Genomic DNA, 12,035 nt, shown 5'->3' on the forward strand with positions numbered 1-12,035 from the left:
CGATCTGCCCGGGCCGTTCCGCGCCCGGGCCAAAGCGAGCGCAGTGTCCCTGGGCTAGAGTGCCGGCAATAACAACGACAATGCCGAACGTGCCGATTGCCATGAGCCAAGCCGATCTGATTTCTCCCGTACGCTTCCTGGCCCGCCTGCCGCTGCACCTGCCACGTGTGCCGCGCATGTTGCGCGGGCTCTACTACGCCGGAATCCGTAACCGCGACAGGAACCTCTCCCTGGCCTGGGCACTGGAACGCGCCGCTCGCCTGCACCCGGAACGGCCGGCGCTGATGGATGAGCAGCGGCGCCTGAGCTACGACGCCTTCAACGCTTGGGCGAACCGCCTGGCCTGGGCGTTCAAGGCCGAAGGGGTACGCCACGGCAGTGTGGTGGCGGTGATGCTGGAGAACCGCCTGGAGCTGCTGGCGATCCTCGCCGCGCTGGCCAAGCTGGGCGCCATCGGTGCGCTGATCAACACCACCCAGCGCGGCAAGGTGCTGGCCCACAGCCTCAACCTGGTCGAGCCGAGCCATTTCGTGATCGGCGACGAGCTGCGGGATGCCTTCGACGAGGTGCGGGGCGAGCTGGTCGACGAGGGCCGGCATTACTGGGTCGGCGATCACGATACCCTCGCCGCCCCCGGCGAAGCCCCGGCCGGCTGGCACAATCTGATGCGCCTGGCCCTCGGCCGGGACGACGCTAATCCGCCGGACAGCCTCCGGGTGCGCATGAAGGATGCCTGCTTCTACATCTACACCTCGGGTACCACCGGCCTGCCCAAGGCGTCGATCATGAGCCACGGCAAATGGATCAAGGCCTACGGCGGCTTCGGCCACTCCGGCCTGACGCTCGACGAGCAGGATGTCCTCTACCTCACGCTGCCGTGCTACCACAACAACGCCGTGACCGTGTGCTGGAGCGCGGCCCTGGCGGGCGGCGCGGCCATCGCCCTGCGCCGCAAGTTCTCCGCCAGCGCCTTCTGGGCGGATGTACGGCGCTACAACGCCACCTGCTTCGGCTACATCGGCGAACTGTGCCGCTATCTGCTGAACCAGCCGCCCTCCGAGGACGAGCGCGACAACAGCCTGCGCTGCATGATCGGCAACGGATTGCGACCCTCGATCTGGGCGGAATTCAAGGAGCGCTTCGGCATCGAGCGAATCACCGAGTTCTATGCCTCCAGCGAAGGCAACATCGGCTTCACCAACGTGTTCAACTTCGACAACACCGTGGGCTTCTCCCCCGCCACTTACGCCATCGTCCGCTACGACCTGGAGAATGACCGGCCGATCCGCAATGCCAAGGGCTTCCTGGAAAAGGCGGACAAGGGCGAAGCCGGGCTGCTGATCAGCGAGATCAGCGACAAGTGGCCGTTCGACGGCTACACCGATCCGGCGAAGAGCGAGGCGGTGATCCTGCGCAACGTCTTCAAGAAGGGCGACGCCTGGTACAACACCGGCGACCTGATGCGCGACATCGGCTGCAAGCACGCCCAGTTCGTCGACCGGCTCGGCGACACCTTCCGCTGGAAAGGCGAGAACGTCTCCACCACCGAAGTGGAAAGCGTGCTGGGCGCCTTCCCCGGTATCGAGGACGCGGTGGTGTACGGGGTAGAGATTCCGGGAACCAATGGCCGCTGCGGCATGGCGGCGCTGCGCCCGGCGCCGGGCCTCATACCGGACTGGCACGAACTGGCCGCCCACCTGGACCGCGAACTGCCGCCCTACGCCATACCGCTGTTCGTGCGGCTACTGGCCAAAGTGGAGACCACCGGGACCTTCAAATACAAGAAGACCGACCTCAAGCGCGAAGCCTACGACCCCACCGCGACCCACGACGCCCTGTTCGTCCGCCTGCCCGGCGAGGACCGCTACCAACCGCTGGATGCCGATCTGTACCGGGCGATACAGAACGGCGAGTACCGGTTCTAGGGACAGCTCGCTCGACCGGATGCTTGTCGGGGCGAATGAATTCACCCCCGCGCGGTCGCTTTTCGTAGGAGCCAGCTCTGCTGGCGATTCGTGCGCTCGGCGACGCTCCGTTTCGCGAGCAGAACTCGCTCCTACACAGGCAACGCCAGACCTCTTCGTAGGGGCGAATTTATTCGCCCCTACGGCAAAGCACCGGACCTGTGTGAGAACGAATTCATTCGCGATGGCGGATGGTCTCTTCGCGGATAGGTAGGTGCTCTCAGCGCTTGAACTCGAACTGCAACTCAGCGCCTTCTACCGACTGCCAGTAATCATCCTCGCGATCATTGGTAATCAGGCGGCCATTGAGCTGGAACGGGCTTTCCGTCGGCGCCTTATCGACGAAGAACGAGGGCAACACCGAGTCCAGGGGCTTGTCCTCGAGCGGCTCGACCTGTTCCACCAGCTCCGGCGGAAGGCTGAGATCCAGGTTTGCCTTGGGCGCCTCTTCGACCTTGGCCGGTGCAGGCGGGGTGGGTTTCACCGCGACCGCGGGCTTCGGCTTCAACTCAGGCGACTTGACCGTGGCTTTTTCCGGGGCTGCCGGTTTCGCCGGCTCGACCGCCGGAGGTGACGGTAGCACAGGTGTCGGCGCGGGTGCGGGAACGGCAGCCGGCTCGGGCTTGGCCGGCTTTGCCGGCGGTTTGTCGGGCTCGCAGGCCCCGAGGGCGAACAGAAACGGAATCAGGCAGAGAAAACGGACGTTCATCGGCAGTCGCAAAGGGAACACGGATAAGCTCAATGCTGGCCCTCTCACCTTGTTCTGGCAAGCGCACCGGGATGGGGCAGGCGGTGACAGCGCCTCGCCTACCGTTCGACCCCGGATCGCTCACGCCTCATGGCGACCGAACAGTGCCCAGAGCAGCAGTCCGAAGCCACAGGCCGATACCAGGCTGCCTAGCGCACCCAGCGCTGCGTACACCCAGACCATGTCGGTGGCGTTCTCCAGCAGTTGGGGCAATACCGCATACAACGCAGCTTGTGTCACGAACCAGACCAGCATCAGCGCCATGCTCAGGAAGCACAGCAGGCTCACCCGTGGCCGTTGCCGCCAATGAGCCAGGGCCAACGCCCCACCGGCGAGCCAGACCAGCAGCAACGGCAGGCTGCCGGCATAGCCGACGAGCGCACTCCAGAACGAATAGCTCCCCATCTCCCCTCTCCTTTTCGATAGTGCGCCGACCGCCGGCCAGCGCATCCAGGCTAGCGCTTCTGCGCTTCCTCCTGCGCCAGACGCTCCAGTTCGGCGGTCAGATCCCGTTGCGGGTAGCGATCCTGCAGCAGACGCAACTGTTGTTCCGCGACTTGCTCGTCGCCTTGCCGCCGCAGTTCGAGCACCTTCTGCAGCGCCTGCCGCAGTTGCTCTTCCGACTGTTCGTCGGCGAGGGAACCGGCGATCCCGGCGGCTTCCGAGCTCTCCGCCATGTCGCCCACATCGGGCGCCATCTTGGCAGGCGCGCTCTGCCTTTCGGCCAACATCGAAGGCGCAGCGGGAGCTTCTTCAGCCAATTGTCGCCGGCTCAAGGCTCGTTCCTCAGGCATCGGCGGCGCGGCATAGCTGCTCACCGGCGCGGGTGCCCTGGGCATCGGCACGGCATCCATTTCACCCGGCCATTCAAGGGTATGCAGCCCCAGGCCGATCGTCGCCAGGCTGGCGAAGGCCACCGACCAGCGCGTCCGGGGATTGCCGGCGAACAACCAGGCACGCAGGCGATCGAACAGGCCAGGCCGCGTCTCGCGGCGGGAAGCAGCGGCCTCACGGGCCGCCGCCAGAATACGGGCATCCAGCTCGGCGGAAGGCTGCTCGGCCGTGTGCCGGCGGTAATGCTGCAGCAATTCCAGCTCGGCGGAATCGGGCCGTTGTGGCGTCTGATTCATGCGGATACCTCCTCGGCCGCCGCCGGATCGGTCAGCAACCGGCGCAGCTTCTGCAAGGCGTAGCGCAGGCGGCTTTTCACCGTCTCCGCCGGGGTGCGGGTCAATTCGGCGATTTCCGCCAGTTCGAGATCGCCGTGGGCACGTAGCAAAAACACTTCCCGCTGTTCTCCCGGCAACTCGTCGAGCGCCGCGCGCAGGCGCGCCTGGTCACGGCTGAGGCTGAGCTGCTGCTCGGGGCCGGGCTCACTGGAGGCCTCGCCATGCAGTTGCTCGTCGAATACCTCCTGCAAGCCCTGCCGACGCCCCTGCTTGCGCCATTGATCGATCAGACGATTGCGGGCGATCTGGTACAGCCAGGTCTTGAAGCTGACCTGTTCGCGCAGCACCGATTCACTGCGGATCAGGCTTAGCCAGGTTTCCTGGAAAATTTCTTCGGCCAGCGCGGAGTCGCCGCACAGGCCGCAGAGGAAACGAAACAGGCCGAGGCGATGCCGTTCGTAGAGAACGCCAAAGGCCCCGGCATCGCCATTGCGATAGCGCCGCAGCAAGGCGGCATCGTCATCCATCACGGTCTCGGTCCTGAGTGATTGCCGGTCTCCTTCGACCGGCCGCGCACAGGCGGCCGGTCGTTCGCGGGAAAGATGCCATCAGTCGGACGTGCCGTCACTGGAAATATCCAGGCTCTGCGCCAGTTCGACCAGTTGGACGAACTCGCCGCGCAGACCGAACGGATCCTCGCCTTTCGCCCCGCGCGCCAGACGGGCACTGTCGGCGAGACCGAACTCACCGGTGTAGCGGCCACCACGCAGTTGCTGGGCGAAGGCCGCCACTGCGGCGGCGAAACGCAGGTCCTCGCTGGCACGCTCGATCGATGCGACCGGCTCCGGCTGCACTGGCACCTCCAGTAGCCGGCTGCTCGTCTCCCCCGGTGCCTTGTAGCGAATCCGCAATAGCGCCAGCTCGTTCTTGTCCGCGGTCGCCGGTGGCTTCGACTGGTACCGTAACGGTTCCAACCAACCCTTTCCGCCCACCGGGACGACCTCGTAGAGCGCGGTGACCGTATGCCCGGCGCCGATCTCACCGGCATCCACCTTGTCGTTGCTGAAATCCTCCCGTTTGAGGGCACGGTTCTCGTAGCCCAGCAGGCGGTATTCGCTGACCTGGGCCGGGTTGAATTCCACTTGGATCTTCACGTCCTTCGCCACCACCGACAGGGTCGAGCCGAGCTGGTCCACCAGTACCTTGCGCGCCTCGCGCAGATTGTCGATGTAGGCATAGTTACCGTCGCCGGCATCGGCCAATTGCTCCATCAGCCGCTCATTGTAGTTATCGACGCCGAAGCCCAGGGTGGTCAGCGAAACCCCGGTCTTGCGCTTATCCGCCGCCAGTTGCTTGAGGGTTTCGAAGTCGCTGATGCCGACGTTGAAGTCGCCGTCGGTGGCCAGCAGGATGCGGTTGATCCCCTTCTCGATGAAGCCTTTGCTGGCCTGCTGATAGGCCAGTTGGATGCCGGATTCCCCTGCCGTGGAACCGCCGGCGGTGAGGGCCTCGATGGCCGCGCGAATGCGGGCCTTCTCCGCACCGGAAGTCGGCTCCAGCACCACCCGCGACTCGCCGGCGTAGACCACCAGCGACACCTTGTCCTGGGGCCGCAATTGGTCGACCAACAATTTCAGGGTGCTTTGCACCAGGGGCAGCCCCTCGCGCCGATCCATCGAGCCGGAGACATCGACGAGAAACACCAGGTTGGCTGGCGGCAAGGCTTCCACCTGTGTATCCGAGGCCTTGATCGCTACACGCAGCAGGCGGCTTTCGGGATTCCACGGGGTCTGCGTCAGCTCGATACCGATGCCGAACGGGGTGTCCCCTTTCGGCAGCGGATAGGCGTAGGGGAAGTAATTGACCATCTCCTCCAGACGCACCGCATCCTTCGGCGGTAACTGGCCCTGGTTGAGGAAGCGCCGCACGTTGGCGTAGGCGCCGGTATCCACGTCGATGCTGAAGGTGGAGACCGGCGACTCGGCCACTGCGTGAACCGGATTGTCGGCCAATGCCTGGTATTGCTCACGTGCCTCGTCGCGATAGCCCGGAGGCAACGCATCGGCCAGCGGTGCCGGCATGAGCATCGGCCTCACCGCTGGGCTGGCGACATAGCCAGCGACACGCTCGCTCTTCTGTGCAACCACACTCTCCCGCGCCATGTCGGCGAGGCTCGCCTCCGGTGCCGCAGGGGCGGTCGCTTCGGCGGTGGTCTCGGATTGCGAAGCGCTGCAGGCAGCCAAAGCCAGCAACAGGCCGGCGGAGAAACCTGCCAACAGCGGTTGGCGAAGGGCAAACAGATAACGGGACATGGGGCGCCTCCTGGGTGCGATGATCCATTCGCACCGGTAGACGAAGCGCTCGCCTCGATCGGGTTAACCGCTCTCGTAAAAACAGGCCCGCAAGGAGCCTGTCCGGGTGAAAGCGATATCAGTACGTGCCGCCCGCCTCCTGGCACAACTGCGTGGCCAGCAGCCCGAGGGTCATCAGCGCTCGTTCCGTCTCACGGTTCCACGGCACACCGCAGTTCAGGCGCACGCAGTGGTTGAACTGCTCGGTGTTGCTGAAGATCAGGCCGGGGGCGATGCTGATGCCCTGATGCAGGGCGCGCACATGCAAATCCTTGGTATTCACCCGCGCCGGCAGGCTGACCCATAGGATGAAGCCACCGTTCGGCCGGGTGATCTGGGTACCTTCGGGGAAGCACTGCTGGATCGCCAGTTGGAAGGCACTGAGGTTCTTGCGGTACTCCTGCCGGATATAGCGCAGGTGGCGGTCATAGCCGCCGTTCTCCAGATACGCCGCCACGCCCATCTGGGTGACGCTGCACGCCGAATGGGTGGTGAAGGTCTGCAAACGCTGAATCTCGTCCTGGTATTTGCCGGCGATGACCCAGCCGATGCGCACGCCCGGCGACAACGTCTTGGAGAAGCTTGAGCAATAAAGCACCCGGCCTTCACGGTCGTGAGCCTTGAGCGACTTGGTCGGCCCCTGCTCGAACATCAGCTCTCCGTAGATATCGTCCTCGATGATCTGGATGCCGAAATCACCCGCCAGCCGGAGCAACTGCTTTTGCCGTGCTTCGGGGACGGTACCGCCGAGGGGGTTGCTCAGCCGCGAGGTCAGCACCAATGCCTTGATCGGCCACTGGTTGGCCGCCAGTTGCAGAGCCTCCAGGCTGATCCCGGTGGTCGGGTCGCTGGGAATCTCGATCACCTTGAGGCCCAGCAGATCAGCCAACTGCAGCAGGCCGTAGTAGGTGGGCGATTCGGTGGCGATTAGATCGCCCGGCCGGGTCAGGACCCGCAGCGACATCTGGATGGCATCGACGCAGCCATGGGTGATGACCACTTCCGACGGATCGACCACCACGCCGGCATCACGCATGCGAATAGCCACCTGCCGGCGCAACGGTTCGAAACCGGGGCTGAACATGTAGCTGAAGGCCCGCGGGCTGTGGAAACGGGTCACCTTGGCCAGTTGCTGATGGAGAGCCCGCACCGGCAGGTAATCGACATGCGGAACGGCGGCACCCAGGGGGAACACCCCCTCTCGGCGGGACTCGGTCAGTACCTGGTTGATGATGCTGGCACGGGTGACCAGGCTCGGCCGCTCCACCTTGGCGATATCCGGCGTCGGTGCCGTGAGCGCGGGGGTCTGGTGCACGTAGAAACCGGACTGCGGGCGCGCGCGGATCAGGCCCTGGTCCTCGAGGTTGGCGTAGGCCTGCAGGACGGTGGCGTGGCTGACGTTCAACTGAGAACTCATCTTGCGTACCGAGGGCACGCGTTCGCCGGGACGGTATACACCGCGGCGGATGTCATCGGCCAATTGCTGGGCGATGCGCTGATAGAGCAACAGATTGGTCATGGCGGCCGTCCTTCATTCCACTGAACCGAAACAGTATCCGAGCCCTCTTCAAGTGCACCGGAACAGTTACACATTCTGGCCGATATACATCCGCTTGGCTAGGGACTGTATTGGCCGCCGCCCCCATGTAGCCCTGTGCATAATGAAAAACCCCGGCATGTGCCGGGGTCGCGTTCGAAGCAATCATCCACTCAGCGGCTCGGGCCGAGCTGCCCCTTCTCATCGGAGAAAACGATCTCGACCCGGCGATTCTGCGCACGGCCCCGCGAGGATGCGTTCTCGGCCACCGGATATTGTTCGCCATAGCCTTCGACCTGGATGCGCTTGGTGTCGATCCCCAGGTCCGTCAGCACATCGGCCACCGTCTGGGCACGGGCGCGGGACAACTCCAGGTTTTCCTGCTTGTCGCCGCTGCTGTCGGTATAGCCTTCGATACGCACGACGCGACGAGGATTGAGCTGGAGGAACTGGACCAGCTTGAGCACGGTGCGGTTGGCCGATGCCTTGAGCTCGGCCCGTCCGGTATCGAACAGCACATCACCCAAGGTCATCACCAGCCCACGTTCGGTCTCGGTGGCGGCGAGGTTGACCATCTGCTCTTCCAGCCACTTGCCCTGCTGCTGCACGCTGAGCAGCTTGGCCTCGCGCAGCGCCAGTTGCAGCCGCTCGCGCTCCAGTTCCAGCCGCGCTGCGCGTTCCTGGTTCATGACCAACTCGCCGTGCTGGACGGCAATCTCGCTGTAGCGCTGGCTGAGATACGCATAGTGGGCGACGTCCTCACCGCTGCCCCAGTAACTGGAAAGCCGATCGGCACGCGCCAGGGATTCGCCCGCGCGGATCACGTCCTTCGGCGCGCTGCGCAGCACATTGGAATCTTCCTTGACCTTCTGGAACTTGATGCGTGCCTCTTCCAGCGCCTGCTCGCTGTTCGGCTGGCTCGCGCAGGCGGAAAGCAGGAGCACGCCCAGGGCGGTAACGATGAACGAAACGGTCCGCTTCACTGTAGATCCCCCAACTGCTTGCGCAGGCGATTGATCCGTTGGTTCAGCTCGGCGAGCTGCTCCTGGCTCTTCTTCGTCAGGACCAGGGCCTCGGCCAGGCGTGCGTCCAGCTCGGCCTGCTCGGCCAGCATGCGCGCTTCCTTGTAGGATTCATCGGCCATGGCTTCCTGAGCCTGCGCCAGCCGCTCCTGTGCCAGCTTCAGCTCGGGTACCTCTTCGGTGGCACCGACCGCCCTGGCCTGGGCCACCGCCTGTTCGGTCAGGCGCAACTGTTCGTTCGGCGCCGGGTCGGCGGCGCAGCCCGCCAGGGCCAGCAGGGCGATGGCGGCGATTGGACGTCGATTGCTCACGAAAAGAGATTCCTACTGATTCGGGGCACTGGCCGGTTGCATCTGTTGCTCCTTCCAGCGCTCCAGATTGCGCTGCAAGAGGGTGTCTGGCAGACCGGCAGCGGATAATTCTGTCATCTTTTTCGCCAGTTGTCCGCGCAACCACGGCTCGTTGCAGGCCGAGTTATGCGACAGCGTCAGGTAAAGACCCTCGCTGGAAATCGGCGGTTCGAGGGTTTCGAGGTCTTCCTGCATGCCCAGGGTGGCAGCCAGGGCAGCGCCCGGATAGCGCTCGTAGATCACGTAGTCGGTGCGCCCCAGCAGGAGCTTCTGCAAGGCCTGGGTCAGACTGGGCACCTCCTCGATGCTCAGATTGGCCTTGGCAAAACTATCGAAGGCCTGGCCGAAACTGTTGTTCACCAGCGTGCCGCCGGTACGTCCGCGCAGATCGTCCCAACCGTTGTACTCGAAGGCTTCGCCTTTGCGCACCCAGACCACACTGGAGGTGGTGAAGAACGCCGGATGCACATAATCCATGGTTTCCAGCCGTGGCAGCGTGAGGAACGCCCCGGCGATCAAGTCGACCCGCCCGCTGCGTGCTTCGTTCTGCGCACGCGACCAGGGGCCGGTGTAGAGCACGTCAATGGTCACGTCGAGCTGCTTGCCGATCTCCTTCAGCAGGTCGGCGTTGGCACCGATCAATTGCTGAGGGTTCTGCGGATCACGCCAGAGATAAGGCGGGTATTCCGGATTGCCCGTCGCCACCAGATGCTCGCATTTACCCACCGCCAGCACAGCACTCGAGGACAGCAACAGGCTCAGGAAGACCAACGTGGATCTAAGCGACTTGGGCATGAATGACTTCCAACATGATCGATTGGGGCATTGTTCCACAGCTGGGTGGCCAAGGGTAAGGATGACGGGGCGCCCCACTCGAACCCGACATTTCGAATGGTAGATGAAGTCACGCCTCCGACAGAACACCGCCATGCCATATGCCACTGGTAGGATACGGAACCCGAGCGAATCCGCATTCACGACCGGCAAGGAGCCCCGATGAAGAAAGCCCTGTTCGCCTTCCTTTTCCTTCTATCCGCAGCGGCAGCCGCCCTCTACCTGCACCCGCCCCTGCTGATGGCCGGCGCCCAGTTCGTCGAGCGTCAGTTGGCCGGACTCACGCCCAGGCAGGTACGTGTCGGCGATATCAGCGTCCACTATTACGAAGGCGGTCCGCAGGATGGCGAAACCATCCTGATGATCCATGGCTTCGGCGCCAACAAGGACAACTGGCTGCGCTTTTCCCGTCATTTCACCGAACGCTATCACGTCATCGCCTTGGACCTTCCCGGCTTCGGCGACAGCGACAAGCCGGAAGCCAGCTACGATGTCGGCACCCAGGTCGAGCGAGTCGCCAGCTTCGCCAAGACGCTCGGTATCAGCCGCTTGCATCTGATCGGCAATTCCATGGGTGGACATATCGCCGCGCTTTACGCGGCCCGTTATCCCGAGCAGGTCCTATCGGTTGCGCTCCTGGATAACGCCGGTGTCACCGCACCGGTGAAGAGCGAGCTGTTCGAACGCATCGAGCGTGGCGATGCCAACCCTCTGGTGGTGAAAACCCCGGAAGACTTCAATCGCCTGCTGGCCTTCGTCTTCTTCGAGCCACCACCGCTGCCGGAGCCGCTGAAGCGCCATTTCGCCGAACAGGCCATCGCCAACAGCGCTCATTACGAGCGGATTTTCCAGCAATTGATCGAGCGCTACATTCCCTTGGAGCCGGAGCTACCCAAGATCCAGGCCCCCACCCTGCTGCTTTGGGGCGAAAAGGACCGCGCCCTGCATGTCTCCAGCATCGATGTGATGAAGCCGCTGCTGAAGAAACCGACCGTGGTGATCATGGAAAACTGCGGGCACGCCCCCATGATCGAACGCCCCGAGGAAACCGCCCGGCATTACCAGGCCTTTCTCGACAAGGCCTACAACACGGAAGGCTGACGAATCGCCGGCAACAAAAAACCCGCTCGATGAGCGTAATGCTGTTCACTTAAGCGGAGCGGCCTTCCGATCCACGGGATAGCGGGTCTTTGAAATCTTCACCGTCCTTGGTCGTGATGGCCTGGGGCGGTGATCCAGAAACAGCCCGCCGATTCCCGCCCTTAACTCCGACAAACGTCTTCCGGTTGCTGAAATCGGGTTGGCCGCCGCCATTACGATCAGCTGCACGGCGATGTAGTGGGCTACGGGTTTGAAGCGGATCTCACATGGAGAGCGGCCAAAGGCGACGGCAGCCTGGCTGGCTTCCCGGCGGATAATGTTGTAGGCCAGCAACAAGCCCCAGACCTCCTGGTAAACCAGTTCCTTTACCTTGCTACGCAGGGTCATTGCATTCTGCTGCAGAGAACTCTTGATATCCCTGAAGCCCAGTTCGATCTCCCAGCGCTCCCGATACAACGTGGCGATGGCCTTGGCGCTGTAAGTGTCCACAGGCAGCGAGGTGAGTACGGTTTTGATCTTGCCCTTTACCTCGTAGCTAACCTCGCGCACGTCCCAGTGCGTTGGCAGGTTGGGGTTACGCTTTCTGGCCTGAGCCGACACCTTCATACGCAGCAGGCGGTCGCCCTTGCCGTAGCGAGCGACTTCTTCACTGACCAGCGCCTTGCGGGCCGGAATCAGCCAGTGCCGATCTTCCTCTGACGTGGCCAGGCTCAGCAGTAAATCGGCACTCCAGAAGCCCTTATCGAATAGCGTCACCGAACGGCTGGGAATCTGCTGCAAAAACTCATTGGCCAGGCGCATTTCTCTGCGTCGATAGGGACTCAGTTGGGCATCGAGAATCAGATGCGAGCGCACGTTCATCAAGGCCACCAGCCTCAGCATGGGAAAGGGCGTCTGACGGTCGGTGGCGGTATTGCCGGAGCCGAAATGCTCTCGGAGTTCGGCAGTATCCGGGGTGC

General features: G+C 63.5%; 12 protein-coding genes. 2 read left to right on the forward strand and 10 right to left on the reverse strand.

The genetic code is table 11. The features are described 5' to 3' along the window. Positions 1–101 precede the first annotated feature (101 nt). Positions 102–1,925 carry a long-chain-acyl-CoA synthetase gene (locus PIN01S_RS22765; protein ID WP_084339209.1) on the forward strand — a complete coding sequence of 608 codons (1,824 nt, stop codon included), beginning with the start codon at positions 102–104 and terminating at the stop codon, positions 1,923–1,925. A gap of 259 nt (positions 1,926–2,184) precedes the next feature. On the opposite strand, the gene PIN01S_RS22770 is transcribed toward PIN01S_RS22765, so the two are convergent. The 9 genes from PIN01S_RS22770 to PIN01S_RS22810 all read right to left on the reverse strand — a co-directional run bounded on the left by PIN01S_RS22770 (position 2,185) and on the right by PIN01S_RS22810 (position 9,936). After that, on the reverse strand, positions 2,185–2,694 hold the full coding sequence (locus tag PIN01S_RS22770; RefSeq protein ID WP_244506022.1) for a hypothetical protein: 510 nt from the start codon (positions 2,692–2,694) through the stop codon (positions 2,185–2,187). 99 nt (positions 2,695–2,793) lie between these two features. Next, complete coding sequence (locus PIN01S_RS22775) at positions 2,794–3,117, reverse strand: hypothetical protein (RefSeq protein ID WP_084339197.1); 324 nt, start codon at positions 3,115–3,117, stop codon at positions 2,794–2,796. Between the two features lie 50 nt (positions 3,118–3,167). Further along, positions 3,168–3,842, reverse strand: coding sequence for a hypothetical protein (locus tag PIN01S_RS22780; protein WP_084339198.1), 675 nt, complete (start codon positions 3,840–3,842; stop codon positions 3,168–3,170). Then, entirely contained in the window at positions 3,839–4,408 is a 570-nt protein-coding gene (locus PIN01S_RS22785; protein WP_084339199.1) for an RNA polymerase sigma factor, read from the reverse strand. The genes PIN01S_RS22780 and PIN01S_RS22785 overlap by 4 nt, the downstream gene beginning before the upstream one ends. A gap of 81 nt (positions 4,409–4,489) precedes the next feature. Further along, positions 4,490–6,193, reverse strand: a complete 1,704-nt coding sequence (locus PIN01S_RS22790) for a vWA domain-containing protein (protein WP_084339200.1) — start codon at positions 6,191–6,193, stop codon at positions 4,490–4,492. Positions 6,194–6,311: 118 nt separating this feature from the next. Then, a complete protein-coding gene (locus tag PIN01S_RS22795; protein WP_084339201.1) occupies positions 6,312–7,751 on the reverse strand; it encodes an aminotransferase-like domain-containing protein in 1,440 nt (479 codons plus the stop codon). Positions 7,752–7,942: 191 nt separating this feature from the next. Beyond that, complete coding sequence (locus PIN01S_RS22800) at positions 7,943–8,731, reverse strand: OmpA family protein (RefSeq protein ID WP_084339211.1); 789 nt, start codon at positions 8,729–8,731, stop codon at positions 7,943–7,945. Positions 8,732–8,748: 17 nt separating this feature from the next. Further along, positions 8,749–9,102, reverse strand: a complete 354-nt coding sequence (locus PIN01S_RS22805) for a DUF4398 domain-containing protein (protein WP_084339202.1) — start codon at positions 9,100–9,102, stop codon at positions 8,749–8,751. A gap of 12 nt (positions 9,103–9,114) precedes the next feature. After that, positions 9,115–9,936, reverse strand: coding sequence for a substrate-binding periplasmic protein (locus PIN01S_RS22810; RefSeq protein WP_084339203.1), 822 nt, complete (start codon positions 9,934–9,936; stop codon positions 9,115–9,117). A 201-nt stretch (positions 9,937–10,137) separates the two neighbouring features. On the opposite strand from PIN01S_RS22810, the gene PIN01S_RS22815 reads away from it, so the two are divergent. Continuing rightward, positions 10,138–11,076 (forward strand): alpha/beta fold hydrolase, encoded by a 939-nt coding sequence (locus PIN01S_RS22815; protein ID WP_084339204.1) that lies wholly within the window; start codon positions 10,138–10,140, stop codon positions 11,074–11,076. A 45-nt stretch (positions 11,077–11,121) separates the two neighbouring features. Here the strand turns inward: PIN01S_RS22815 and PIN01S_RS22820 are convergent. Next, positions 11,122–12,035 (reverse strand): IS4 family transposase (locus PIN01S_RS22820; protein WP_084339212.1); only part of this gene is annotated, 914 nt, incomplete at its 5' end.

It is taken from the genome of Pseudomonas indica NBRC 103045, assembly GCF_002091635.1.
In the GTDB taxonomy this organism is placed as follows: domain Bacteria; phylum Pseudomonadota; class Gammaproteobacteria; order Pseudomonadales; family Pseudomonadaceae; genus Pseudomonas_M; species Pseudomonas_M indica.

Bases quoted from the DNA above. Each gene is read 5' to 3' on its own strand.
- PIN01S_RS22815 (WP_084339204.1), top strand. From the start codon at position 10,138: ATGAAGAAAGCCCTGTTCGCCTTCCTTTTCCTTCTATCCGCAGCGGCA.
- PIN01S_RS22765 (WP_084339209.1), top strand. From the start codon at position 102: ATGAGCCAAGCCGATCTGATTTCTCCCGTACGCTTCCTGGCCCGCCTG.
- PIN01S_RS22790 (WP_084339200.1), bottom strand. From the start codon at position 6,193: ATGTCCCGTTATCTGTTTGCCCTTCGCCAACCGCTGTTGGCAGGTTTC.
- PIN01S_RS22780 (WP_084339198.1), bottom strand. From the start codon at position 3,842: ATGAATCAGACGCCACAACGGCCCGATTCCGCCGAGCTGGAATTGCTG.
- PIN01S_RS22795 (WP_084339201.1), bottom strand. From the start codon at position 7,751: ATGACCAATCTGTTGCTCTATCAGCGCATCGCCCAGCAATTGGCCGAT.
- PIN01S_RS22785 (WP_084339199.1), bottom strand. From the start codon at position 4,408: ATGGATGACGATGCCGCCTTGCTGCGGCGCTATCGCAATGGCGATGCC.
- PIN01S_RS22810 (WP_084339203.1), bottom strand. From the start codon at position 9,936: ATGCCCAAGTCGCTTAGATCCACGTTGGTCTTCCTGAGCCTGTTGCTG.
- PIN01S_RS22775 (WP_084339197.1), bottom strand. From the start codon at position 3,117: ATGGGGAGCTATTCGTTCTGGAGTGCGCTCGTCGGCTATGCCGGCAGC.